The sequence below is a fragment of the Pseudomonas sp. NPDC088322 genome (genome assembly GCF_044740745.1).
In the GTDB taxonomy this organism is placed as follows: Bacteria; Pseudomonadota; Gammaproteobacteria; order Pseudomonadales; family Pseudomonadaceae; genus Aquipseudomonas; species Aquipseudomonas shirazensis.
In genome coordinates, this window is sequence record NZ_JBIURK010000001.1 from 483,872 (window position 1) to 507,916 (window position 24,045).

Genomic DNA, 24,045 nt, shown 5'->3' on the forward strand with positions numbered 1-24,045 from the left:
ACAGGCGTAAAATTGTCTCATCCCCTCAGCAGTACGACAAAGCGGGACCGGTACTTCGTGCCATCGGTGCACTCGATGACAACTTCTCCGCGCCAATGACGGCGGACTGAAGTCAATCGCTCAGCTTGATCGCCTCAAAGGCCAACTCTCATGAAAGCTCTACTGATTCTTGCACTCTTCGGTGTGTCCTCGTTCGCCTTCGCAAAAGAGGCTCAACCGGTGTCCAGCCCACCTGTGGCGGTGCAATATGAATACGGCACCAACCTCGACATCAAACGTGTGATCAGCCTGTCGACCCTGCCCAATGTCTGCGATGTGGTGCCTGCCACCATGACTTACGAGGACCATCAGGGCCAGGTCCATACTCTGCAGTACCGGGCGATGGGTGAGGGTTGCAGCCAGGGCTGATCAGGCCTCGGCCAGTGCCTGACGGACGGCCTCCAGGCCTTGTTTGAGCTGTGCTCGGCTGGTGGCTGCCGACAGGCTGATCCGCACGGCCTTGACCTCATCCACACCAATCGCGAAAACGTTGCCGGGAACGACCTCGACCCCGCGCCTGCGGCAATCAGCGGCCAGCGCCTCGGCGCCGGCCGGTGCCGCTACCCATACGTGCGGTGAGGCCTGCCGGTCGTCGAGCAACGCCGCGCCCAATACACTGCGGGCCAGTCGCCAGCGCTCGGCGGTTTCTTGGCGGTTCCAGGCCAAGCGGCGGGCGGCAGTACCGTCGGCGATCCACTGGCAGGCGATATGCAGATCCAGCGGCGAGACCGACCAGTGACTCGCCTGGCTGTGCGGCTCGATCTGCGCGAGCAGGGACGGCTGGGCCACGATCCAACCCACGCGCAAGCCGGCGGCAACCGTTTTCGAAAGGCTGCTTACCAGAATCCCGCGCCCCTCAAGCAGGGGGTACAGCGGTGGCTGCTCGCTCAGTGCGCCGTACACATCATCTTCGATCACCAACAGCTGATGGCGTTTGACCACCTCGGCGATGGCCTGGCGGCGTGCCGCGTCCATGCAGGTTGAGGTCGGGTTGTGCAGGGTTGGGGTGATCACCAGCACGCGGGCGCCGCTGGCACGCGTGACGCGGTCCAGCTCCTCCGGACGCAGGCCGTGCTCATCCAGCGCCACGCCGTGCACTGGCAAACGCAATTGCCGGCACGCCGCCTTGATCCCAGGCGCCGTCAGCGCCTCGACCATCACCGCTTCACCGTCCTCGCACACTGACTGCAACACGCAGTTCAGCGCGTATTGCGCGCCGGCACACAGCAGCAGCTCGTCGGTCGCGAGAGTCAAACCGCGTTCGGCCAGCCAGCGTGCCCCGTGTACGCGCCCCGCCAGCAGTTGCTCAGGCCCCAGGTAATGCTCGAGCAAGCCAGACTGCTCGAGTTCTAGCAGCCTGTGCAGGCTGGCCTGCAGATCTCGGTTGTCGGGTTCGACCACTGGCACGTTGGTCGACAGGTCGATCACCGCTTGTTCTGCATCGTGGCGCTTGAGCCGGAACAGGGTGGCCTCCTTGCTGCCCGCCAGCACATAGGTACCACGCCCCACCGCGCCAGCGACCAGATGACGGGCAGCGGCTTCGCGGTAGGCTTGCTGGGTGGTGCTTGGGTTGAGCCCGAGCGCCCAGGCCAGGCGCCGCTGCGGCGGCAGGCGCTGGCCAACCTTGAGCTCACCGCGCTCGATGGCGTCGGCAATGGCATCTACCAGCGCCAGATAACGCGGCTGATCGCTGGCATTCAGCGTCGGGATCCACATGAAATTGCCACCCATGCAATATATCGATTTACCCATACAATGCCCCGCGCCTAGGATCAGGGCAACTCACACGATGAAGGAAGATCGTCATGTTCGACCTGGCCGCGCTGCGCGAAGCTGCTGATTTCGTCCACCAACACCTGCCCGCAACGCCGCAGCATGTCTGGCCGCTGCTGGCCGAGCGGGCCGGCTGCGAAGTGTGGGTCAAACACGAAAATCACGCTCCGACCGGCGCGTTCAAGGTGCGCGGTGGCCTGGTCTACGTGCGTTCGTTGTTGGCGCACGGGCAGCCGCCGAAAGGGCTGGTCACGGCCACACGCGGCAATCACGGCCAGAGCATGGCGTTGGCCGCGCGCCAGGCGGGTATCCCGCTGGTGATCGTCGTGCCGCAAGGCAACTCGCGGGAGAAAAACGCCGCCATGCGGGCCTTGGGCGCCGAGCTGATCGAGCATGGTGCCGACTTCGATCTGGCCCGCGAAGAAGCCGCGCGGTTGGCCAACGAGCTGGGCTACCAGATGGTGCCGTCGTTCCACCCGGAGCTGGTGCGCGGCGTAGCGACCTATGCCTTGGAGCTGTTCGATGCGGTCGCCGCGCTGGACTGCGTGTACGTGCCGATCGGCATGGGCTCGGGCATCTGCGGGTTGATCCAGGCGCGCAACCTGCTTGGGCTCAAGACCGAAATCGTCGGCGTGGTCTCGACTGCCGCCGACGCCTACGCGCAGAGCTTTGAACAGGGCCGCATCGTCACCACCGCCACGGCCAACACCTTTGCCGATGGCATGGCCTGTCGGATGCCGCACCCGGATGCCTTTGCCTTGATTCATCAGCATGCCGCGCGGATCGTGCGGGTGACCGATGACGAGATCGCCGAGGCCATGCGCATTTACCACGAAACCACTCACAACACTGCTGAGGGAGCTGGCGCTGCAGGTTTGGCTGCGCTGTTGCAGGAACGTGAGCGGCAGAAGGGCAAGCGCGTTGCGGTGGTGCTCAGTGGCGCGAATATTGATCGTCAACGTTATGCGCAGGTCTTGAGCGGCTGAATACCCAGACGGCGCTGGCGTACTCTTAAACGGGTAAGTGAAGATCGGCGCAACCGGGAAGCAGGCAATTTCTTCCAATACCGGCGCCGTTGGCCTGTGGCTTAATCAGCGCCTCCTGATCTGTCGCGTAGCTATTACCCATGCCTTTTTCCAACGGATTTCTGCTGAGCCTGTCGCTGTGTCTGGACATCGGCATCGCCAATATCGCCATGATCACCCTGGCCATGCAGCGTGGTTTTCTTCAGGGATTCTGGTTGGGCCTGGGCACCTGCGTAGGTGACCTGATCTACGCCATCGCAGCATTGGCCGGGATGACCGTGCTGCTGCAGTTCGAGAGTGTGCGCTGGGTGCTGTGGCTTGGTGGTTCGGCGTTGTTGATCTGGTTTGCGCTGAAGATGCTGCTGGCCGCCTGGCGCGGCGGGCATCTGGATGCGCGCGCCGAGGTGGTGCTCGAGTCGGGTTGGCGCGAGTTTGCGCGAGGGGTGTTTCTGGCGATGTCGTCGCCGAGCGCGATCCTCTGGTTCGCTGCGGTCGGCGGTGTGCTGATCTCCCGCTCAGGCGCTGGCAGCTTGCTCGACGCGGTTGTGTTTCTCGGCGGTTTCTTCACGGCCGGTCTGCTCTGGTGCGTGAGCTTGTGCGGTATTGCCAGCCACGGCGGGCGCTTGCTCGGTGACCGCTTGCTGACCTGGTCTTACCTGCTGTCGGCAGCGATTTTCTGCTACTTCGCGGTGTATGTGATCGTTTCAGGCTACCGCGAATTCATTCTTGCCGCCGCGTAATGTTGCGGCGTCACGCCATGTACCCGGCGAAACGCTGTGATGAAGTGGCTCTGGTCGTAGAAACCCAGGTCCAGCGCCACGTCCTGTGCGTGTTGGCCAAGACGTAACCGGCGCCGCGCTTCGATCAGGCGCAGTTGCATGTGGTACTGCAACGGGCCCAGGCCGGTGGCCTTTTTGAAGCAGCGTACGAAGTGATATTTGCTCAAGCCGGCGACCTGCGCCAGCTGCTCGAGAGGCAGCCGTTGCTGCAGATGCTCACGCATGAATGCCTGGCTGGTAGCGACGGCCGCTGACTGCTCATGGGCGGCGCTGGCGGGTTGCTCCAGCAATTGCGCGAGCAACAACAGCTCGGCCTGTTCGCGTTGCTCGTCACTGGCCCGAGCCAGCTCCAGCAACGCAGCAAACAGCTGCGGCCGCTGCAGCACGCCTTGCTGTAAACGTGGCGCAGTAGCGGTCGAGCGCAGATTGTCGGCGCTGATCAGTTGCGTGATCGCCGCTGGCGCCAGGTGCAGGCTGATGTATTCCACACCTGTCGTGGCAAATTCCGAACCCTGCACGGCCAGCGGGTTGTACAAGGTGATCTGGCCTGGCGCCACCTCCAGCTCGCGGCCATCGAGCCAAATCCGCTCCTGGCCACTGAGATTGGCGCCGATCACGTACTCGTCATGGGTATGCCGCGGGAAGCTGGCACCGCCTTGCGCGCGCACCCAGCTCAGCTCGAAATGCGGGCTTGCAGGCAGGGTTTCGCTGGTCAAAGGCATGGCAATACCCGTAGGCGGCAGCAGGAGTGCAGTGGCCAATGGTACCCGTCGACCGGGCTCAAAAAAATATTTTTCAGTGCCTGTCGATTTCGCCTCTCGCAATTCGACTAGTCATGAAGGCGCTGGATGATCCTGCGCTGCCCTGGTCGAGAGCCCAATAATGACTACCTCAACCGAATCGCTACTGCGTCAACAGATCGACAGCTGGATGCAGGCCGTGCGCGAGCGTGACATCGATGCAATCGTTGCTCCCTACGCCGAAGACGTCGTCGCCTTTGACGCCATTCAGGCCCTGCACTTCAAGGGCAAGGCCGCCTACCGTGCGCACTGGGAAATGTGCATGGGCATGTGCTCGGGCGAGATGGTGTTCGAGATCCATCAACTGACCCTGCATGTCGACGACAACCTCGCCCTGGCCCACTGGCTCAATCGCTGCGGGCCGGCAGATGACGACAGCCAATGCGGCTTCATGCGCGTTACGGTCGGCTATCGTCGCAGTGGCGCGCAGTGGCAGGTCATCCACGAGCACTGGTCGGCGCCGTTCGACATGCAAACCCAGAAGGCGCTGTTCAACCTGCAACCTTGAGCTGAGCACGCCTGCTGTTATCGCCAAACGCACTGTCCACTGACGTTGGAGGCAATCATGAAATACCTGTGCCTGGTCTATTGTGACGAGGGGCTGCTGCACAGCTTGCCCGACAGCCCCGCCGATGCCGAATGCCAGGCTTATGCGCAGGCACTGGAGGGCAGCGGCCGCGTGCTCGCCGCGCAGGCGCTGCAGTCTGTCCAGGCCGCGACCACGGTGCGCGTGCGCAATGGCCAGATGAGCCTGACCGACGGGCCATTCGCTGACACCAAGGAACAGCTCGCCGGTTTCTATCTGGTCGAAGCGCGCGACCTCAATGAAGCGTTGAGCATCGCCAAAGGCATCCCCGCCGCCCGAGTCGGCAGCGTCGAGGTCCGCCCGGTGCGCGAACTACAACCCTGAACGTGGAGCACAACAACAATGACGCACGCACACGCAGGCTCTGCAGTGGCCGAACATGAACTGTCCATCACTCGCCTGATCGACGCCCCACCGGCGAAGGTATTCCGCGCCTGGAGCGAACCGCAATGGCTGATGAAGTGGTGGGGCCCGCACGGCATGACCACCCCGGAATGCGAAATGCAGCTGTGGGTTGGCGGCCTGTTCCGGACCTTGATGCGCACCGCGGACGGCACCGAATACGATAACCAGGGTGTCTTCCTGGAAATCGTGGCGCCACGTCGGCTGGTCTTCACCGATGCGTTTCGGCCGGGCTGGGTCCCCGCCGCCAAGGCCTTCATGACCGCAGTGGTGACCTTCGATGATGAACACGGCAAGACCCGCTATACCGCCCGCGCGCTGCACTGGAATGCCGAGGATTGCCGCGCCCACGAAGAAATGGGCTTTCACCAGGGGTGGGGACAAAGCCTGGACCGCCTGGTGGAGGTAGTCACTCAGCAGATGCCTGACTGATGCTCGGCGAGCAGCTGCGTGAGGTGGTAGATGAGCTCTACCGACGAGACTCGCGGCGCATTCTGGCCACCTTGATTCGCCTGCTGGGTGATTTCGACCTGGCCGAGGAGGCCATGCACGAGGCGTTTTTCATCGCGGTCGAGCGCTGGCAGCGTGATGGCATCCCCAGCAATCCACGGGCCTGGCTGGTGTCGACCGGGCGCTTCAAGGCCATCGATCTGTTGCGCAGACATGCCCGTTTCGATCATGCCCAGGCGGATCTGATCATGCTTGTGCCCAGCGATGACGACCCCGCTGATGAAGCGCTACTCGGCGATGACCGCTTGCGCCTGATCTTCACCTGCTGCCACCCCGCGCTGGCTGCGGATGTCCAGGTGCCGCTGACCCTGCGTGAAGTCTGTGGCCTCAGCACCGAGCAGATTGCCAGTGCCTTTGTCCAGCGTCCGGCAACCATTGCCCAGCGCATCGTCCGCGCCAAGGCGAAGATCCGCGATGCCGGTATCGCCTATCAGGTCCCCGAGCAGGCCGAGCTGCCAGAGCGTCTGGACAGTGTCCTGCGGGTGATTTACCTGGTCTTCAACGAAGGCTATTCAGCCAGCTCGGGTGAAGCGGTGGTGCGCCGTGAGCTGTGTGATGAGGCGATTCGGCTTGGTCGACTGCTGCTGCAACTGCTGCCGGCCCCGCAGGTGACAGGCCTGTTGGCACTGATGCTGCTGCAAGCTTCCCGGCAAGCAGCGCGCAGTGACCTTGACGGTAACCTGGTACTGCTCGATCAACAGGATCGCCGCCTGTGGAATCACCAGCAGATCGCCGAAGGCTGCCAGTTGGCCGAACAGGCGCTGCGCGCTGGCCCGGCCGGTATCTACAGCCTGCAAGCGGCGATCGCGGCGCTGCATGCAGAAGCGCTCCGCCCGGAAGATACCGACTGGGCGCAGATCATTGGTTTGTACGATGTATTGCAGCGCCACTGGCCATCACCGGTGATCGAACTCAATCGCGCCGCAGCCCTGGCCAGACGCGATGGCCCGCAGGCGGGCTTGGTGCTGATCGAAGCGCTGTTGCAGCGCGGCGAACGGCTCGACTATCACCTGGCGCACGCCGCCTGCGCAGAACTGCACGGCCAACTGGGCCAGACCGAGCAGGCTCGCGCAGCGTGGCAGCGAGCCCTGATACTGACTCAACAAGGGCCGGAGCGGCGCTACATCGAGCAGCGCCTGCGCGACTTGCAGGGCCGCTAGAAGTCAGGCTTCGGCAACGCTCGGCTCGAAGGTCGGCGGCGTCACCAGCTGCACGGTCTGCTGCTTGCGCGGCGCGAGAATCTCGGCTTCGCCGGCAATCACCAGCTCACCGTTCTGGTTGTAGACGTTGGTGGCGATACGCACCTTGAACTTGGGCAGCTTTTCGAGGATTTCCAGGCGCACGGTCAGTGTGTCGCCGATTTTTACCGGCTTCTGGAAACTCATCTGCTGGCCCAAATACACCGTGCCTGGGCCGGGCAGGTTGCAGGCCACTGCCGCGCTGATCAGGGCGCCGGTGAACATGCCGTGGGCAATCCGCTCGCGGAAGATGGTCTTGGCAGCGTACTCGGCATCGAGGTGGACGGGGTTGTGGTCACCGGACATGGCGGCGAAGAGCTGGATGTCGCGCTCTTCAACGCGCTTGACGAACTCTTCATTTTTCTGACCCACTTCGAGGGCTTCGTAGGGGGTGTTGGTGACCTGGGTCATCAGGGCTTCCTTATTGGCGGACGGGGCCTGGCTATCATTCACTGCGAGCGGGGCGGCCAAGGGCCAGCGTCTGCTCGAGCCAGCCGAGAATGTCGGCGGTAACCTCGTCGCGATTGGTTTCATTGAGCAGTTCGTGGCGCGCCTGCGGGTACAGGCGCAACTGCACATGCCGGTTGCCGGTCGCGCTCAAAGCGACGGCCAGATCACTGAGACGCTTGCCGGCACTCACCGGATCACATTCACCGCCAATTATCAGTATCGGCAGGTTCGGATCGACCTGGGCAAGGTTGCTCGGCCGGCTGACTTGCGCCAGGCCTCGGAGCAGATCGAGCCACAACTGATTGCTGCAACGAAACCCGCACAGCGGGTCGGCGATGTACTTGTCTACTTCGGCTTCGTCGCGACTTAGCCAGTCGAATGGCGTCCGGGTAGGCTTGAAGGCATTGTTGAAGCTGCCGAACGAAAGCTTGTCGATCAGCGCACTGCTGGCCTCGGCGCCCTGGCGCCAGGCTTCGGCGCGGACGATCAGGGCCGCGGCGCGATACAGCCTGGGCGGCTGCAGGTTGGAGCCGCTGAGAATAGCTCCGTGCACGCTGGCGCTGTGGTGCAGCAGGTAAGCCTGGACGATGTAACTGCCCATGCTGTGGCCAAACAAAAACAGTGGCGTGCCAGGAAAGCGCTGGCCGATGTGCTGGCTGAGCAGGCCGAGATCGTTGACCACGGCATTCCAGCCATCCTTGCGGGCAAACAGGCCCAGACGACCGTTCTCGGCGGTCCGGCCATGGCCACGCTGATCAGGCGCGAGCAGGGCAAAGCCGGCGGCGCTCAGTGCCTGGCCCAAGCGCTGATAGCGCCCGCCATGCTCGGCCATGCCATGCGCCAGCAGCACCACGGCCTTGACCGGTGTGGCCGGCAGCCATTGGTGCAGGTACAGGTTGCTGTGCTCACTGGCGGCAACCCAGAGCGCATCGTAAGCCATGACCGCGTCCTTTTCTGTGCATGTTCCCCGACAGTGTACGCACTACCACTGAAATTGCAGGGCGGGCACAAATAAGATTCACAATGTTAATGGCGGCCCTTGGCGTGTTTGCCACCTCCCACTTACCTGCTAACGTCGGCTCAACGCCTGTCGCCCCGTGCAGCAGGTCAAGGACGCTCCAGGCCAAGAGGAACAATAATAAATGCATGCCGACTTCTGGAATGACAAACGCCCGGCGGGCGTGCCTTCCTCCATCGATATCAATGCCTACCGCAGCGTGGTCGATGTGTTCGAGCGCTCCTGCAAGCGCTTCGCCGACCGCCCGGCCTTCAGCAACCTCGGCGTGACCTTGAGTTATGGCGAGCTCGAACACCACTCGGCGGCCTTCGCCGCCTGGCTGCAGGCCAATACCGATCTGGCCCCCGGCGATCGTATTGCCGTGCAGATGCCCAACGTGCTGCAGTACCCGATTGCGGTGTTCGGTGCGCTGCGGGCCGGGCTGATCGTGGTCAACACCAACCCGCTGTACACCGAGCGGGAAATGCGCCACCAGTTCAAGGATTCCGGCGCGCGTGCGCTGGTGTACCTGAACATGTTTGGCAGAAGGGTGCAGGAGGTGCTCCCCGATACCGGCCTTGAGTACCTGATCGAAGCGAAGATGGGGGATCTGCTGCCTACCGCCAAAGGCTGGCTGGTCAATACCCTGGTCGACAAGGTCAAGAAGATGGTCCCGGCCTTCGATCTGCCGCAGGCAAAGTCGTTCAAGCAGGTGCTGCGCGAGGGCAGGGCGTTGAGCCACACACCGGTGCCGCGCAGCCTCGACGATGTCGCCGTGCTGCAGTACACCGGCGGCACCACCGGCTTGGCCAAGGGCGCCATGCTGACCCATGCCAATCTGGTCGCCAACATGCTGCAGGTACTGGCGTGCTTCTCCCAGCACGGCGCCGACGGCCAGAAGATGATCAAGGAAGGCCAGGAGGTGATGATCGCGCCGCTGCCGCTGTACCACATCTATGCTTTTACGGCGAACTGCATGTGCATGATGGTCACCGGCAACCACAACGTGCTGATTACCAACCCACGTGATATCCCGGGGTTTATCAAGGAGCTGGGCAAGTGGCGTTTCTCGGGCTTGATTGGCCTGAATACGCTGTTTGTCGCGCTGATGGACCACCCCGGTTTCAAGTCGCTGGATTTCTCGGCGTTGAAGGTCACCAACTCCGGTGGTACCGCGTTGGTCAAGGCCACCGCGGAGCGTTGGGAGAGCCTGACCAAGTGCCGCATCGTCGAAGGCTACGGCCTGACCGAAACCTCGCCTGTGGCCAGTACCAACCCTTATGGGCAGCTGGCGCGGCTGGGCACAGTAGGCATCCCGGTAGTGGCCACGGCGTTCAAGGTCATCGATGACGATGGCAACGAGTTGCCCTTGGGCGAGCGCGGCGAGCTGTGTATCCAGGGCCCGCAAGTGATGAAAGGCTACTGGCAGCAGCCCGAGGCAACGGCGCAGGCGCTCGACAGTGCAGGCTGGTTCAAGACGGGTGACATCGCCGTCATCGATCCTGATGGCTACACGCGGATTGTCGACCGCAAGAAAGACATGATCATTGTCTCGGGCTTCAACGTGTACCCGAACGAGATCGAGGATGTGGTGATGGCCCACCCGCAGGTCGCCAACTGCGCCGCAATCGGGGTGCCGGACGAGCGTTCCGGCGAGGCGGTGAAGCTGTTTGTGGTGGCCCGTGAAGGGGGCGTCAGCGTTGAAGAGCTGAAGGCCTACTGCAAGGCCAACTTCACCGGTTACAAAGTGCCCAAGCACATCGTCCTGCGCGATTCGCTGCCAATGACGCCGGTCGGCAAGATCCTGCGGCGCGAGCTGCGCGACATCGCCTGACCGGTCTGGCCTAGGCACTGCAGAGGCAAGCAGCGGCGACGCGCTTGCCTCTCTTTATATGCATAGCCAGTAGATCAACCCACAGCAGCCGGTTTGCGACATTTTGGCTAATTACTCTAAATATGACTTATATAATTCATTGAGTCATATTTGTGACCGTTTGGCCTGTTTTGGCCTCTAGGCGACCCTTGGCAAAGCTGATACTCTCGGCCCGCTTTCAGAGGATACGGTTGGCAATGAACCGGCGCCTTCTATCAATAATAAACGCATAAACGCGTATAAAGAATTCGCTGTTGCTCAAGGAGTTGGCTTCCATGATCGAAAATTTTTGGAAGGATAAGTACCCAGCCGGGGTAGCGGCGCAAATCAATCCTGATGAATTCCCCAATATCCAGGCGGTGCTCAAGCAATCCTGCCAGCGTTTTGCCGACAAGCCGGCCTTCAGCAACCTGGGTAAGACCCTGACCTATGGCGAGCTGTACACGCTGTCCGGCGCGTTTGCCGCGTGGCTGCAGCAGCACACTGACCTCAAGCCGGGCGACCGCATCGCCGTGCAGCTGCCGAACGTGCTGCAGTACCCGGTGGCGGTATTCGGTGCCATGCGCGCTGGCCTGATCGTGGTCAACACCAACCCGCTGTACACCACGCGGGAGATGGAACACCAGTTCAACGACTCTGGCGCCAAGGCGCTGGTGTGCCTGGCCAACATGGCCCACCTGGCTGAAAAGGTGGTGCCCAAGACCCAGGTCAAACACGTCATCGTCACCGAAGTGGCCGACCTGCTGCCGCCGCTGAAACGGCTGCTGATCAACAGCGTCATCAAATACGTGAAGAAGATGGTCCCGGCCTATCACCTGCCCAAGGCCGTACGTTTCAACGATGCCTTGGCCAAGGGCGCCGGCCAGCCGGTCAACGAAGCCAACCCGCAGGCCGATGATGTTGCCGTGCTGCAGTACACCGGCGGCACCACCGGGGTGGCCAAGGGCGCCATGCTCACCCACCGCAACCTGGTCGCCAACATGCTCCAGTGCCGTGCGTTGATGGGCGCCAACCTGCAAGAAGGCTGCGAGATCCTGATCACGCCGCTGCCGCTTTACCACATCTATGCCTTTACCTTCCATTGCATGGCAATGATGCTGATCGGCAACCACAACGTGCTGATCAGCAACCCGCGCGACCTGCCGGCGATGGTCAAGGAGCTCGGCAAGTGGAAGTTCAGCGGCTTTGTCGGCCTCAACACGTTGTTCGTTGCCCTGTGCAACAACGAAGGCTTTCGCGCTCTGGACTTCTCGGCACTGAAGATCACCCTGTCCGGTGGCATGGCCTTGCAGTTGAGCGTTGCCGAGCGCTGGAAAGCCGTAACCGGCTGCGCCATCTGCGAAGGCTACGGCATGACCGAAACCAGCCCGGTTGCTGCGGTCAATCCGGCTGAGGCCAACCAGGTCGGCACCATCGGCATCCCGGTGCCGTCGACGCTGTGCAAGATCATCGATGACAGCGGCCAGGAGCTTGCCCTGGGCGAGGTCGGCGAGCTGTGCGTCAAAGGCCCGCAGGTGATGAAAGGCTACTGGCAGCGCGAAGATGCTACCGCCGAGATTCTCGATGCCGACGGCTGGTTGAAGACTGGCGACATCGCCTTGATCCAGACCGATGGCTACATGCGTATCGTCGACCGCAAGAAGGACATGATTCTGGTGTCCGGCTTCAACGTCTACCCCAATGAACTTGAAGACGTGCTCGCCGGTTTGCCGGGTGTGCTGCAGTGCGCTGCGATCGGTGTACCGGACGAGAAGTCGGGCGAGCTGATCAAGGTGTTCATCGTGGTCAAGCCGGGCATGACCCTGACCAAGGAGCAGGTCATGGAGCATATGCGCGCCAACGTCACCGGCTACAAGGTGCCGCGTTATATCGAGTTCCGTGATGCCTTGCCAACCACCAACGTCGGCAAGATCCTGCGCCGCGAGCTGCGTGACGAAGAGCTGAAGAAGCAAGGCCTGAAAAAGACCGCCTGATCAGGTGGCGACTGCGTGGCAGCTGATGCCCGCGCAGTCGCCGCTGCAGCTGTCAGCGCAGTTTTTCCAGCATCTGGTAGTACCACATCCCGGCCGCCAGCAGCGGATTGCCGAGCAGGTCGCCCATTGGCACCTTGACGTGCTTGCAGCCGGCAAAGGTATCGAACTTCTCCAACGTTCCGGTCACCGCCTCAGCCATGATTTCACCCATGATGTGGCTGGTGGCAACGCCGTGCCCGGAATAACCCTGGCAGTACCAGACGTTGTCCGAGAGTTTGCCCAACTGCGGAATGCGGTTGACCACGATGCCCATCGCGCAGCTCCACTGGAACTCGATCGGCACGCCTTTGAGAGCGGGGAAGGTGCGCTCGATGCACGGCCGCAGCTCGCCGGCGATGTCCCGTGAATCCTTGCCGGAGTAGTTGGCGCCACCGCCGAACAGCAAGCGCTTGTCGGCGGTCAGGCGGTAGTAGTCGAGGACGAAGCGGCAGTCGTACACCGCCAGATCCTCCGGGTTGATCTGCTCGGCCAGTTCGCCCAGTGGCGCGGTGGTGACGATGCCGCCCATCGCCGGGAAGATCTTGCCCTTTAGCTGGCGCTTTTCCAGCTTGTGATAGACATCGCCGGCGAGCATCACCTGACGCGCCTCGATCCGGCCCTGGGCGGTGACCACCGCCGGGCGAGGGCCGTGAACGATGTCGAGTACCTCGGAATTCTCGAAAATCAGGGCGCCCATCGCGTGTGCCGCGCGCGCTTCGCCCAGGCACAGGTTTAGCGGGTGCAGGTGCAGGTTGCGCATGTTCTTCAGGCCGCCCAGGTACAGCGGGCTCTGCAGGTGGCGGGCAACCCCGTCGCGATCGAGCAACTCGAGCTGATCACCCATGCCACGGCGTTGGGCCTCGGCCTGAAAACTCTGCAGCTCGGCCATGTGCGATGGCTTCATCGCGGTGTGCAGGTGGCCGCGCTTGAGGTCGCACTCGATGCCGTAGCGTTGCACCCGTTGCTCGATGATCTGGTGGCCGCGCCAGCGCAGTTGCCAGATGAAGTCATCGACCTCGCTGCCGAGGCGCGCGCTCATCTGCTGGCGCATCGCCTCGTCGCCGGACAGGCTGCCCGTCACCTGGCCGCCGTTGCGCCCGCTGGCGCCCCAGCCGATGCGATTGGTTTCGACAATGGCCACCTTGAGCCCACGTTCGGCCAGCTCGACCGCCGTGGCTACGCCGGTGAAACCGCCGCCGATGATCGCCACATCGACCTGGTGCGTACCCTGCAAAGTGGGGTACTGGCTGTGATCGTTGACAGTGGCGCTGTAGTAGGACGGCGCGCGCTGGGCCGAACCCTTGTTCAGTGCTGCGTTCATGCGAATTCCTTGAGATGAAAAGGGTAGGGCTCAGGCCTGGTGCAGGTACCAGCGCCAATCCTGCTCGCCGACTTCGGCCATGAACTGGCGGTACTCGGCGCGCTTGACCTTGAGGTATACCCCGAGAAAATCCTCGCCGAGAGCCTCTTTGGCCCAGGTCGACTGCTCCAGTGCAGCGAGCACGGTCAGCCAGTCGGTGGGCAGGTGTTCGGTGGCCTGGGCATAACCGTTGCCCGTCACCGGCGCGCCGGGGTCGAGCTGTTCGCGCAGGCCCTGATGGGTGGCGGCGAGAATCGCCGCAGCCGCCAGATACGGGTTGGCGTCGGCGCCGCAGATGCGGTGTTCGATGTGCCGGCTGTTGGCCGGGCCGCCGGGCACGCGCAGGCTCACGGTGCGGTTGTCGACGCCCCAGGTCGGCGCCAGCGGCGCGTAGCTGTTGGCCTGGAAGCGGCGGAACGAGTTGGCGTTGGGGCAAAACAGCAACAGTGATTCATGCAGATGGCGGAGCATACCGGCGACTGCCTGGCGCAGCAGCGGCGTGCCGGCCGGATCTTCACTGGCAAACAGATTGTGACCCTCGGCGTCGGCCAGGCTCAGGTGCATGTGCATGCCGGTGCCGGCCAGTTCGGCGAACGGCTTGGCCATGAAGCACGCCTGCATGCCGTGGGCATGGGCAATGCCCTTGACCAAGCGCTTGTAGCGCACGGCCTGGTCCATCGCCGCCAGGGCGTCGCCGTGTTCCAGAGTGATCTCGACCTGGCCTGCGGCGTACTCGGAAATCGCCGTGCGCGCAGGGATGCCCTGGGCTTTGCAGGCGGCGTACAGGTCAGCCAGAAACGGCTCGATCTGCTCCAGTTCGCGCAGGCCATACACTTGGGTGGCGCGCGGGCGGCCGCCGTCGTTGTCCAGCGCGGGCTGCGGCCGGCCGTGGGCGTCGCGCTGCTGGTCGAGCAGGTAGAACTCCAGTTCGCAGGCCATCACCGGGTGGTAGCCGTCGGCCTTGAGCGCTTCGATGGTGCGCAGCAGGACGTGACGTGGGTCGGCAACACTGGCTGGTAGGCCTTCACGCGGGTGCATGCTGACTTGCACTGCCGCGGTTGGCACCCGCCGCCACGGCAGGCGCACCAGACTGCCCTGCAGGGGATAAGCGCGGCAGTCGATATCGCCGACGTCCCACACCAGGCCGGAGTTTTCCACGTCGTCGCCATTGATGGTCAAGCCAAGAATGGTGCTCGGCAGCGGCCTGCCGCTTTGGTAAACCGCCAGCAGTTCGTCACGGTGCAGCAGCTTGCCGCGGGGCACACCGTTGGCATCGAGGATGAACAGCTCGATCAGGTCGATATCAGGGTTATTGGCCAGAAACTGTTCGGCCTGCTCAAGGGGAGCAAAGTGCATGGTGGATTCGCTCGCGGCTCATTGCTGAGGCGCACGGACCTGCGCGCAATGGGCGCCAGGCCGGACTGGGTAAACCGGCGCAGAGACGCCGGGTCTGGTCAGTGCAATGCGGGCGAAAGATCGGGCGGGCGAGCGTGGCGGCAGTGCCACAGGGCCCAGAAGGCGAGGATGATGTGCACCAGTGGATTTTCGCCGACACAGGCCCGGGCCTTCGGCAGCGAAGGGCGGGACGGCGGGCGTGCGGTGCGGGTGGGGACGCTCATGGGTTGATACTCCCATGGGCTGTAAGGTTGATTAAATCAGCGAATGGCTACCTTAAGTTAGCTGCTGGCTAAACATTCGCGCCAGCCATGCTCGCTGAAGTTCACGCAACCCGCGCCCGGCGCTGAAAGCAAAGATTCGGCAAATCTGCGACAATCGCCCCTCTTCGAATGCCAATCATGTACCAGCAGGCTCACCTGCATCATTAAAAAGCCCCATGACTGATAACGCCATCGACCAGCTGCTGAACAATCTCGACCACGCCATGATCGCCGACCGTCATCGTCTGCGCCGGCAACTGCACGAGCTGCGCAAGCGCCCGGACGAGGCCAAGCTGGCCTTGTGGGCAGACAAGGTGCAAGCCTCGTTCGACAAAGTCAGCGCGCGCCAGGCGAGTGTGCCGAGTATCCGCTACGACGACAGCCTGCCGATTGCGGCCAAGCGTGACGAGATCAAAAAAGCCCTGAGCGAACACCAGGTGCTGATCATCGCCGGCGAAACCGGCTCTGGCAAAACCACCCAGCTGCCGAAAATCTGCCTGGAACTGGGCCGCGGCAGCCACGGCCAGATCGCCCACACTCAGCCGCGGCGGATCGCTGCGCGCAGCGTGGCCGCGCGGGTGGCCGAAGAGCTCGGCACGCCGCTGGGGGCATTGGTTGGCTATCAGGTGCGCTTTGAAGATCAGAGCGATGCCAACACCTTGGTCAAGCTGATGACCGACGGCATCTTGCTGGCTGAAACCCAGCATGACCGCTTTCTTGAGCGCTACGACACGATCATCGTCGACGAAGCCCACGAACGCAGCCTGAACATCGACTTCCTGCTCGGCTACCTGAAGACCTTGCTGCACCGTCGGCCCGAGCTGAAGCTGATCATCACCTCGGCGACCATCGACCTGGAGCGCTTCTCCAAGCATTTCGACGATGCGCCGATCATCGAGGTGTCTGGTCGGACTTATCCGGTCGACACCTGGTACCGGCCGCTGACCAGCGAGCATGACGAGGAAGGCAACCAGGTCGAAGAAGACCTCAGCGTTGATCAGGCGATTCTGGCCACCCTCGACGAGATCGCTGCGCACGAGCGCAGTGCCGGCAAGGGGCCGGGCGACGTACTGGTGTTTCTGCCGGGCGAGCGGGAGATCCGCGACGCCGCCGAAATGCTGCGCAAGGCGCAATTGCGCCACACCGAAATCCTGCCGCTGTATGCGCGGCTGTCGCCGGCTGAGCAGCAGAAGATCTTCCAGTCGCACCCGGGCCGTCGCGTGGTGCTGGCGACCAACGTCGCCGAGACCTCGCTGACCGTGCCGGGCATCCGCTACGTGATCGACAGCGGCACCGCGCGCATCAGCCGCTACAGCTACCGGGCCAAGGTCCAGCGCCTGCCGATCGAGGCGGTGTCGCAGGCCAGTGCCAACCAGCGCAAGGGCCGCTGCGGCCGGGTCGAGCCGGGCATCTGCATTCGCTTGTACAGCGAAGATGACTTCAATGGCCGGCCGGCGTTTACCGACCCGGAGATCCTGCGTACCAACCTCGCCGCAGTGATCCTGCAGATGTTGCACCTGCGCCTGGGCGATATCGATGCCTTCCCGTTCATCGAACCACCGGATGGCAAGGCCATCAGCGACGGCTTCAACCTCTTGCAAGAGCTGTCGGCGGTCAACCGCGAGAACCAGCTGACCCCGCTCGGGCGGCAGCTGGCACGCCTGCCGATCGACCCACGGCTGGGGCGCATGTTGCTTGAAGGCGCGCGCCTGGGCAGCCTGCAGGAAGTACTGATCGTCACCAGTGCGCTGTCGGTGCAGGACCCGCGTGAACGTCCACCCGAGCGTCAGCAGGCGGCCGATCAGGCCCATGCGCAATGGAAGGACGTCGACTCCGATTTCGCCGGGCTGGTGAATTTGTGGCGCGGTTTCGAAGAGCAGCGCCTGGCCCTGACCGCCAACCCGCTGCGCAACTGGTGCCGCAAGAACTTCCTCAACTACCTGCGCCTGCGCGAGTGGCGTGATGCTCATCGGCAGCTGGCGTTGATCTGCCGTGACCTGCAACTGACCGTGAACAAAGAGCCGGTCGATTATCAGCGCATGCACAAGGCAATCCTCAGCGGCCTGCTCAGCCAGATCGGGCAGAAGACCGAAGAGGGCGATTACCTCGGTGCGCGGCAGCGGCGCTTCTGGATTCATCCATCGTCCGGCATCGGTCGCAAGCGCCCGCAGTGGGTGATGGCCGCCGAGCTGGTCGAAACCACCAAGCTGTATGCGCGCATGGTTGCCAAGATCGAACCGGACTGGATCGAGCCGTTGGCCGGCCACCTGATCAAGAAGAACCACTTCGAGCCGCACTGGGAGAAGAAGCGTGGCCAGGTGGTCGCCTTCGAGCAGATCACCCTCTATGGGCTGATTCTGGTCGGTCGCCGCCCGGTGCATTACGGCCCGATCGATCCGGTTGTTTCGCGTGAGCTGTTTATCCGCGAAGGACTGGTTGGCGGCGAAATCCAGTCGCGGGCCAAATGCCTGACGTCCAACAAGCGCCTGCTCGAGCAGCTCGACGAGCTCGAGGCCAAGGCCCGCCGCCGGGATATTCTGGCCGACGAAGAAACCCTCTACGGTTTCTACGAAGCACGCCTGCCGGCAGAGATTCACCAGACCGCGACCTTCGATGCCTGGTACCGCATGACCAGCCAGAAGGACGCCAACCTGCTGATCATGCGCGAAGAGGATGTGCTCGCTCGCGAGGCTAGCGAAGTCACTGCCGCGCAGTATCCGGACACCTTGAAGATCGGTGATCTGAGCCTGTCGCTGAGCTATCACTTCGAGCCCAATCATCCGCGCGACGGCGTCACCGTGCGGGTGCCGGCGCCGCTGTTGCCGAGCCTGCCGGGCGAGCGTCTGGAGTGGCTGGTGCCGGGCCTGCTCGAAGCCAAGTGCATTGCCCTGGTGCGCAGCCTGCCCAAGGCGCTGCGCAAGAACTTCGTGCCGGTGCCGGACTTCGTCAAAGCGGCGCTTTCGCGCATGACCTTTGGCCAGGGCAGCCTGCCTCAGGCCCTTGGCCAGGAGTTGCTGCGCATGACCGGTGCGCGCGTCTCGGACGAAGCCTGGGCCGAAGCCGTCGAGCTGGTCGAGAGCCATCTGCGGATGAACATCGAGGTGGTCGACGGCGAGGGCAAGTTCCTCGGCGAGGGCCGTGATCTGGCCGAGCTGACTGCACGCTTTGTTGCCGCCAGCCAGGCGGCGTTGGCCATGCCACGTACCGAAAAATCCGACCAGCCGGTACAGGCCAAGGCCTTTACCCCGGTAGCCGAGACCGCCCAGCAGAAGATCGCCGGGTTGTCGATGACAGTGTATCCGGCGCTGGTCGAGGACAAGGGCGCGGTCCGTGAAGGGCGTTTTTCGACCCAAGCCGAGGCCGAGTTCCAGCACCGCCGGGCGTTGCAGCGGTTGCTCCTGCAGCAGTTGGCAGAGCCGGCCAAGTTCCTGCGCAGCAAGCTGCCGGGGCTGACCGAGCTGGGCTTGCTGTACCGCGACATGGGCCGGGTCGAGGCACTGGTCGAGGATATTCTCCTGGCCAGCCTCGACAGCTGCATCCTCGACGGCGAGGCGCAGTTGCCACGCGATGGCGCCGTACTGGCGTCGCTGGCCGAGCGCAAGCGTGGCAGCTGGGCGGAGCATGCCGAGCGGCTGGCGCGCCTGAGCCTGGAGATCCTCAAGCTGTGGCATGGCCTGCAAAAGCGCTTCAAGGGCAAGATCGAGCTGAGTCAGGCGGTGTCGCTGAACGACATCAAGCAGCAGTTGGCCAACCTGGTCTATCCAGGGTTTATTCGAGAGACACCGGCGCAGTGGCTCAAAGAGCTGCCGCGTTACCTGAAGGCGATCGAGCTGCGCCTGGAAAAGCTGGGCAGCCAGGTGCAGAAGGACCGGGTCTGGAGTGGCGAACTGGCCAACCTCTGGGCGCAGTACAAAGCCCGCGCCGACAAGCACGCCCAGGAAGGCAAGCGCGATGAGCAGTTGGTGCTGTATCGCTGGTTGCTGGAAGAGTATCGGGTGTCGTTATTCGCCCAGCAGTTGGGGACCAAGGTTGCGGTTTCGGACAAGCGCCTGAGCAAGCAGTGGAGCCAGGTAGAAGGCTAAATTGCTGAAGTTGTGGCAAACTCGCTGCAGGTTTTCAGCGAGACCTGGCCAGGCCGGCATGGGCAGCAATACGCCGATGCAGGTGTGGCCAGGCGCAACGTTCGAAGGCACAGCCTTCGGCCGTTTCAAGGCAGACAATTACAGGTTCAACTTGGTACCAAGGTGCCATTAGCCAAACCCTATTTCGGCCAACGCCCCAGCGTGATGGCCTTCGACCAGAGGAACGATCGTGCATAACGTCGTGATCAGCGGCACCGGCCTGTTTACTCCGGCCCAGAGCATTTCCAATGAAGAACTGGTGGAGTCGTTCAACACCTGGGTGCAGCAATTCAATGCCGACAACGCCGACGCCATCGAGCGTGGCGAGGTCGAGGCTCAGGCCGAATCCAATGCGGCCTTTATCGAAAAGGCTTCGGGCATCAAGAGCCGCTTCGTCATGGACAAGGCCGGCATCCTCGACCCGCAGCGGATGAAGCCGCTGCTGCCTGAGCGCAGCAACGAAGAACAGTCGATCCTCTGCGAGATGGCCGTGAGCGCGGCGCTGATGGCATTGCAACGCGCTGGCCGCACTGCGGCCGATGTCGATGGCGTGATCGTCGCCTGCTCCAACCTGCAGCGGCCATACCCGGCCATCGCCATCGAAGTGCAAGCTGCGTTGGGCATCCAGGGCTTTGCCTTCGACATGAACGTGGCCTGCTCCTCGGCGACTTTCGGCATCCAGACCGCTGCCAACAGCGTGCAGCTCGGGCAGGCGCGGGCGGTGCTGATGGTGAACCCTGAGGTGTGCACCGCGCACCTGAACTTCCGTGATCGCGACAGCCATTTCATCTTTGGTGACGGCGCTACGGCTGTGCTGATCGAGCGTGCCGACCTGGCGACCTCGGCGCATCAGTTCGAGATCGTCAGCAGCAAGTTGCTGACCCAGTTCTCCAACAACATCCGCAACAACTTTGGCTTCCTCAACCGCACTGCCGAAGACGGTGAGGGTGCTGCCGACAAGCTGTTCGTGCAGGAAGGTCGCAAGGTGTTCCGCGAAGTGTGCCCGATGGTGGCCGAGCTGATTGCTCAGCATTTGGCCGAGAACGATCTGCAGGCCAGTGACGTGCGCAGGTTCTGGCTGCATCAGGCCAACCTGAGCATGAACCATCTGATCGTGAAGAAGCTGGTCGGCCACGAGGTGGCTGAAGAGGATGCGCCGGTGATTCTTGATCGGTATGCCAATACCAGCTCGGCGGGCTCGGTGATTGCCCTGCATTTGTATCAGGATGATCTGCCCAAGGGCGCGTTGGGTGTGCTGAGTTCGTTTGGGGCGGGGTATTCGATTGGCAGCGTGATCCTGCGCAAGCTGTGATCTAACAGCGAGGCTGCTTTGCAGCCCTTTCGCGACACAAGAGACCGCGCTAGCCAGTCATGCGCGGTCCTCTGTAGGAGCGGCCTTGTGTCGCGAAATGAGGGCGCAGCCCTCACTGGCGTACCATCCGGACGACCTGATCACACATCCCTCAGCGCCACCGCGACTACCGTATCCGAACCCCACAAAAGGAGCAGGACATGGAAAGTCCCCACGCCCACAGCTTACGCCGTGGCCGAATATCCGAGCCCGGACGCTCATGTTTGCTCACCAATACGCGCGGGGATCGTGCGCAGAGTTGGTGGGTATTCGCATTGGGATTGTGTTTGGCTGTAGCGGCCCCGGTGAGGGCTGCGCCCTCATTTCGCGACACAAGGCCGCTCCTACAAGAGACCGCGGTGTAGGAGCGGCCTTGCCGGGGCGCCGGACCGGTCGGAAAGGGCCGCAAAGCGGCCCCAGATTACTCGGTTAGAACTTGGCTTCCAGATCCACCTGCAGAGTGTCGACATCGGCATTGCTGTTCGGCAGTTGCGACAGGTCGGTCTTGGCCATCAGGTAAGCAGCGCCCACCGAGAAGTTCTTGTCGATTTCGTAACCGACCTTGAACTTGTGCCCACGCGAACCGGTGTAGCCGTTGCCGAAGTCAGAGTCGGTGAACAGGCTGACCACAGCGTTGCGTTGCACGTCGCGGTAGTTGTAATCCAGGCTCCAGGCGCCCAGCTTGGTCTTCAGACCCGCCAACCAGGCCTGATCTTCGCCATCGGTGCTGTCGGTGTTCTTCACGTACTGACCATAGGCCGAGAGTGGCAGCGCGAGGCCGGTCAGGTCGATCTGGCCAAAGCCTTCAACGAGGTTGAACTCGTTGGTGGTGTTGCCGAACGAGCGCAGGATGGTCGCTTCCTTGTCGTTATCGTAACCGTAGATGCTGGCGCCAACGGTGACCTTGAGCGTGTCTGCCGGAGCGAAGCGTGCACCCAACTGGCCGTGGTAGACCTGCGCATCATGCTTGTACTGCACACCGTCGCCGTCGACGTTGTCCTTGAGGGTGTACTGACCGGCGCTGGCAAACACTTCGGCGCCGCCCAGGTCGGTCTTGTAGGTAGCCGCCACGCCTTCGGGGTTGATGTCGCTGTCCCAGATGATGTCGCCCATGCTCACCCATGGCTGAGCCATTTTACCGCCGATCAAATGCAGGCCGGGCAGGGCAGTCGGGTGCCAGTCGAGGTAAGCCAGGTCGACCCACAGCGACTTCTTGTCGAAGTAGTTATCCAGGCTCTGGTTGGTCGAACGGCGGTCGGCGCTGCTGCCGGTGGCGATACGCACGCCTGCATCGACCTGTGGGTTGATCTCGCTGTAGAAGCCGACGCGAGCACGCACGCGCTGACGGTCCTGGTTGCCGCTGGAGGCGTTCGGGTCGTCGACATTGACGTCTTCGTAACGCAGGCGCACATCACCTTTGACCTGGGTCTTGGCCGCCCAGGCGACTTTCTGTTCGAAGGAGCTCATGCGTTCGGCCTGGGCTTTCTGCGTGGCTTTTTCCTTGGTTTCCTGAGACAGGTCGGCCTGCAGCTCGTTGTACTGTGCCTGGTTGATCGAACCATTGGCGCGGAGCATCTCGAGCAGCTTGGCGTCGACTGCAGCACTGGCTGGAGTACTCAGAGCCAGCATCAGACCGGTCAGGCTCACTCCAGTTAGTGTAGAAACAAGACGCATAAAGTTCTCCCGTGTTGAGCAATATGGGGAGGCTTGGACGCCCACCCCCGAGTTGGCAATTCTGCGCAAAGCGCCTGAATAGACAGGTCGCCGCGGTTTCGAAAACAGGCGCAAGTATTGCGGGGGGCAATGACAGAATAATGTCTATTTAGTGGCACTGCGGTTAAACAGTCCGCCTGGATTTGTCAGTGGCGCCATCCTTGCCGGATACTGGCGGCCACCTCGACGAGCGCTTATATCGTGATCAGCTTGTACAGCCTTGCCCACATCCGCGACCTGCCAGCCGCTAGCTGGGATGCACTGGTGCCCGCTGGCCAGCCGTTTTTGCGGCATGCCTTTCTCAGTGCCATGGAAGACAGCGGCAGTGTGGTACGGGCCACCGGCTGGGCCGCCGAGCACTTGGTGCTGGAGCGCGACGGCGAGGTGCGCGCGCTGTTGCCGGCCTATCGCAAGTGGCATTCGTTTGGCGAGTATGTGTTCGATCACGGCTGGGCGGATGCCTGTGCCCGGGCCGGTATCGCCTACTACCCCAAGCTGCTCGGCGCGGTGCCGTTCAGCCCGGTCAGTGGCCCACGCGTGCTGATGCAGGATTCAGCCGACGGCTTGCTGTTGTTGCAGGCGTTGCCTGAATACCTGAACAAGGGCGGGTTGTCCGGCGCGCATATCAACTTCACCGACACCGCGCTGGACCAGACCATCGCCGGCTTGCCGGGATGGCTGGAGCGCCTCGGTTGTCAGTTTCACTGGCGCAACCGCGGCTATCGAGATTTCCAGGACTTTCTCGACACGCTCAGCTCGCGCAAGCGCAAGCAGATGCGCAAGGAGCGTGAGCAGGTGGTTGGCCACGGTATCGACTTCCAGTGGTACCGCGGTGATCAGCTAAGTGAGCTGCAGTGGGACTTTGTCTACCTGTGCTACGCCAACACCTACACCATCCGCGGGCGGGCGCCGTATCTGACCCGTGAGTTCTTCAGCCTGCTGGCCGAGCGCATGCCCGAGGCCATCCGCGTGGTGATCGCGCGTCAGGCCGGCCGCGATGTGGCCATGGCCTTGAGCCTGGTCGGCGGCGACAGCCTGTTCGGGCGGTACTGGGGCTGCCTGGATGAGTTCGACCGGCTGCACTTCGAGACCTGTTTTTATCAGGGCATGGACTTCGCTATCGCTGAAGGGCTGCAACGTTTTGATGCTGGCGCGCAGGGCGAGCACAAGCTGATTCGCGGCTTCGAGCCAGTCATCACTCGCTCGTGGCATTACCTGCTGCATCCAGGCTTGCGGGAGGCGGTCGCGGAGTTTTTGCAGCAGGAGGGGGAGGGCGTCAGAGCTTACGCCGAAGAGGCGCGGGGCATGCTGCCTTATCGTCAGGAGTAAGGGTCAGCAAGGTGTACGCCGAGCCTGTG

General features: G+C 62.7%; 19 protein-coding genes. 12 read left to right on the plus strand and 7 right to left on the minus strand.

Annotated elements, in window-relative coordinates; translation table 11 throughout:
• Window positions 1-150 precede the first annotated feature (150 nt).
• Complete coding sequence (locus ACIOAU_RS02320; RefSeq protein WP_101317542.1) at window positions 151-408, plus strand: DUF2790 domain-containing protein; 258 nt, start codon at window positions 151-153, stop codon at window positions 406-408.
• Here the strand turns inward: ACIOAU_RS02320 and ACIOAU_RS02325 are convergent, their stop codons facing one another.
• On the minus strand, window positions 409-1,770 hold the full coding sequence (locus ACIOAU_RS02325) for a PLP-dependent aminotransferase family protein (protein WP_401179700.1): 1,362 nt from the start codon (window positions 1,768-1,770) through the stop codon (window positions 409-411).
• Between the two features lie 74 nt (window positions 1,771-1,844).
• Here ACIOAU_RS02325 and ACIOAU_RS02330 point away from each other — a divergent pair, with 74 nt between their 5' ends.
• Both ACIOAU_RS02330 and ACIOAU_RS02335 read left to right on the plus strand, forming a co-directional pair.
• Window positions 1,845-2,798: a threonine dehydratase gene (locus ACIOAU_RS02330; RefSeq protein ID WP_101317544.1), complete on the plus strand. Its 954-nt coding sequence runs from the start codon at window positions 1,845-1,847 to the stop codon at window positions 2,796-2,798.
• A gap of 140 nt (window positions 2,799-2,938) precedes the next feature.
• Window positions 2,939-3,577, plus strand: a complete 639-nt coding sequence (locus ACIOAU_RS02335; protein WP_401179703.1) for a LysE family translocator — start codon at window positions 2,939-2,941, stop codon at window positions 3,575-3,577.
• On the opposite strand, the gene ACIOAU_RS02340 is transcribed toward ACIOAU_RS02335, so the two are convergent.
• Complete coding sequence (locus ACIOAU_RS02340; RefSeq protein ID WP_101322963.1) at window positions 3,547-4,338, minus strand: AraC family transcriptional regulator; 792 nt, start codon at window positions 4,336-4,338, stop codon at window positions 3,547-3,549. The two genes, ACIOAU_RS02335 and ACIOAU_RS02340, sit on opposite strands and share 31 nt — an antisense overlap.
• Before the next feature lie 160 nt (window positions 4,339-4,498).
• On the opposite strand from ACIOAU_RS02340, the gene ACIOAU_RS02345 reads away from it, so the two are divergent.
• The 4 genes from ACIOAU_RS02345 to ACIOAU_RS02360 are packed head-to-tail and all read left to right on the plus strand — an operon-like array spanning window position 4,499 to window position 7,074.
• Entirely contained in the window at window positions 4,499-4,924 is a 426-nt protein-coding gene (locus ACIOAU_RS02345; RefSeq protein WP_101317548.1) for a nuclear transport factor 2 family protein, read from the plus strand.
• A 57-nt stretch (window positions 4,925-4,981) separates the two neighbouring features.
• Complete coding sequence (locus ACIOAU_RS02350) at window positions 4,982-5,326, plus strand: YciI family protein (RefSeq protein ID WP_101317550.1); 345 nt, start codon at window positions 4,982-4,984, stop codon at window positions 5,324-5,326.
• A gap of 18 nt (window positions 5,327-5,344) precedes the next feature.
• Window positions 5,345-5,836: an SRPBCC family protein gene (locus ACIOAU_RS02355; RefSeq protein WP_150571501.1), complete on the plus strand. Its 492-nt coding sequence runs from the start codon at window positions 5,345-5,347 to the stop codon at window positions 5,834-5,836.
• A complete protein-coding gene (locus ACIOAU_RS02360; RefSeq protein WP_401179708.1) occupies window positions 5,836-7,074 on the plus strand; it encodes an RNA polymerase sigma factor in 1,239 nt (412 codons plus the stop codon). The genes ACIOAU_RS02355 and ACIOAU_RS02360 overlap by 1 nt, the downstream gene beginning before the upstream one ends.
• 3 nt (window positions 7,075-7,077) lie before the next feature.
• On the opposite strand, the gene ACIOAU_RS02365 is transcribed toward ACIOAU_RS02360, so the two are convergent.
• On the minus strand, window positions 7,078-7,563 hold the full coding sequence (locus ACIOAU_RS02365; protein WP_101317557.1) for a MaoC family dehydratase: 486 nt from the start codon (window positions 7,561-7,563) through the stop codon (window positions 7,078-7,080).
• 34 nt (window positions 7,564-7,597) lie between these two features.
• Window positions 7,598-8,542, minus strand: a complete 945-nt coding sequence (locus tag ACIOAU_RS02370) for an alpha/beta hydrolase (RefSeq protein WP_181106027.1) — start codon at window positions 8,540-8,542, stop codon at window positions 7,598-7,600.
• 202 nt (window positions 8,543-8,744) lie between these two features.
• Here ACIOAU_RS02370 and fadD2 point away from each other — a divergent pair, with 202 nt between their 5' ends.
• Window positions 8,745-10,433, plus strand: coding sequence for a long-chain-fatty-acid--CoA ligase FadD2 (gene fadD2 / locus ACIOAU_RS02375; protein ID WP_401179713.1), 1,689 nt, complete (start codon window positions 8,745-8,747; stop codon window positions 10,431-10,433).
• Between the two features lie 314 nt (window positions 10,434-10,747).
• Entirely contained in the window at window positions 10,748-12,445 is a 1,698-nt protein-coding gene (gene fadD1, locus ACIOAU_RS02380) for a long-chain-fatty-acid--CoA ligase FadD1 (RefSeq protein ID WP_150571506.1), read from the plus strand.
• Window positions 12,446-12,497: 52 nt separating this feature from the next.
• On the opposite strand, the gene ACIOAU_RS02385 is transcribed toward fadD1, so the two are convergent.
• Together ACIOAU_RS02385 and ACIOAU_RS02390 are read right to left on the minus strand one after the other, a co-directional pair.
• Window positions 12,498-13,805 carry an FAD-binding oxidoreductase gene (locus ACIOAU_RS02385; protein ID WP_150571507.1) on the minus strand — a complete coding sequence of 436 codons (1,308 nt, stop codon included), beginning with the start codon at window positions 13,803-13,805 and terminating at the stop codon, window positions 12,498-12,500.
• A 30-nt stretch (window positions 13,806-13,835) separates the two neighbouring features.
• Window positions 13,836-15,200, minus strand: a complete 1,365-nt coding sequence (locus ACIOAU_RS02390; RefSeq protein WP_150571508.1) for a glutamine synthetase family protein — start codon at window positions 15,198-15,200, stop codon at window positions 13,836-13,838.
• 478 nt (window positions 15,201-15,678) lie between these two features.
• On the opposite strand from ACIOAU_RS02390, the gene hrpA reads away from it, so the two are divergent.
• Together hrpA and ACIOAU_RS02400 are read left to right on the plus strand one after the other, a co-directional pair.
• Entirely contained in the window at window positions 15,679-19,584 is a 3,906-nt protein-coding gene (gene hrpA / locus ACIOAU_RS02395) for an ATP-dependent RNA helicase HrpA (RefSeq protein ID WP_401179718.1), read from the plus strand.
• 229 nt (window positions 19,585-19,813) lie between these two features.
• Entirely contained in the window at window positions 19,814-20,935 is a 1,122-nt protein-coding gene (locus ACIOAU_RS02400) for a beta-ketoacyl-ACP synthase III (RefSeq protein ID WP_101317571.1), read from the plus strand.
• A 468-nt stretch (window positions 20,936-21,403) separates the two neighbouring features.
• Here ACIOAU_RS02400 and ACIOAU_RS02405 read toward each other — a convergent pair whose 3' ends face one another.
• Window positions 21,404-22,648 carry a putative porin gene (locus ACIOAU_RS02405; RefSeq protein ID WP_150571510.1) on the minus strand — a complete coding sequence of 415 codons (1,245 nt, stop codon included), beginning with the start codon at window positions 22,646-22,648 and terminating at the stop codon, window positions 21,404-21,406.
• A gap of 240 nt (window positions 22,649-22,888) precedes the next feature.
• Between ACIOAU_RS02405 and ACIOAU_RS02410 the strand changes: the two genes are divergently transcribed.
• Complete coding sequence (locus ACIOAU_RS02410; RefSeq protein WP_150571511.1) at window positions 22,889-24,016, plus strand: GNAT family N-acetyltransferase; 1,128 nt, start codon at window positions 22,889-22,891, stop codon at window positions 24,014-24,016.
• The last annotated feature ends 29 nt before the right edge of the window (window positions 24,017-24,045 follow it).

What these genes read in the sequence shown, in the direction of transcription:
- ACIOAU_RS02405 (WP_150571510.1), bottom strand. Translation starts at nt 22,648, where the DNA reads ATGCGTCTTGTTTCTACACTAACTGGAGTGAGCCTGACCGGTCTGATG.
- ACIOAU_RS02370 (WP_181106027.1), bottom strand. Translation starts at nt 8,542, where the DNA reads ATGGCTTACGATGCGCTCTGGGTTGCCGCCAGTGAGCACAGCAACCTG.
- fadD1 (WP_150571506.1), top strand. Translation starts at nt 10,748, where the DNA reads ATGATCGAAAATTTTTGGAAGGATAAGTACCCAGCCGGGGTAGCGGCG.
- fadD2 (WP_401179713.1), top strand. Translation starts at nt 8,745, where the DNA reads ATGCATGCCGACTTCTGGAATGACAAACGCCCGGCGGGCGTGCCTTCC.
- hrpA (WP_401179718.1), top strand. Translation starts at nt 15,679, where the DNA reads ATGACTGATAACGCCATCGACCAGCTGCTGAACAATCTCGACCACGCC.
- ACIOAU_RS02330 (WP_101317544.1), top strand. Translation starts at nt 1,845, where the DNA reads ATGTTCGACCTGGCCGCGCTGCGCGAAGCTGCTGATTTCGTCCACCAA.
- ACIOAU_RS02355 (WP_150571501.1), top strand. Translation starts at nt 5,345, where the DNA reads ATGACGCACGCACACGCAGGCTCTGCAGTGGCCGAACATGAACTGTCC.
- ACIOAU_RS02345 (WP_101317548.1), top strand. Translation starts at nt 4,499, where the DNA reads ATGACTACCTCAACCGAATCGCTACTGCGTCAACAGATCGACAGCTGG.
- ACIOAU_RS02390 (WP_150571508.1), bottom strand. Translation starts at nt 15,200, where the DNA reads ATGCACTTTGCTCCCCTTGAGCAGGCCGAACAGTTTCTGGCCAATAAC.
- ACIOAU_RS02365 (WP_101317557.1), bottom strand. Translation starts at nt 7,563, where the DNA reads ATGACCCAGGTCACCAACACCCCCTACGAAGCCCTCGAAGTGGGTCAG.
- ACIOAU_RS02335 (WP_401179703.1), top strand. Translation starts at nt 2,939, where the DNA reads ATGCCTTTTTCCAACGGATTTCTGCTGAGCCTGTCGCTGTGTCTGGAC.
- ACIOAU_RS02340 (WP_101322963.1), bottom strand. Translation starts at nt 4,338, where the DNA reads ATGCCTTTGACCAGCGAAACCCTGCCTGCAAGCCCGCATTTCGAGCTG.
- ACIOAU_RS02325 (WP_401179700.1), bottom strand. Translation starts at nt 1,770, where the DNA reads ATGGGTGGCAATTTCATGTGGATCCCGACGCTGAATGCCAGCGATCAG.
- ACIOAU_RS02350 (WP_101317550.1), top strand. Translation starts at nt 4,982, where the DNA reads ATGAAATACCTGTGCCTGGTCTATTGTGACGAGGGGCTGCTGCACAGC.
- ACIOAU_RS02385 (WP_150571507.1), bottom strand. Translation starts at nt 13,805, where the DNA reads ATGAACGCAGCACTGAACAAGGGTTCGGCCCAGCGCGCGCCGTCCTAC.
- ACIOAU_RS02320 (WP_101317542.1), top strand. Translation starts at nt 151, where the DNA reads ATGAAAGCTCTACTGATTCTTGCACTCTTCGGTGTGTCCTCGTTCGCC.
- ACIOAU_RS02360 (WP_401179708.1), top strand. Translation starts at nt 5,836, where the DNA reads ATGCTCGGCGAGCAGCTGCGTGAGGTGGTAGATGAGCTCTACCGACGA.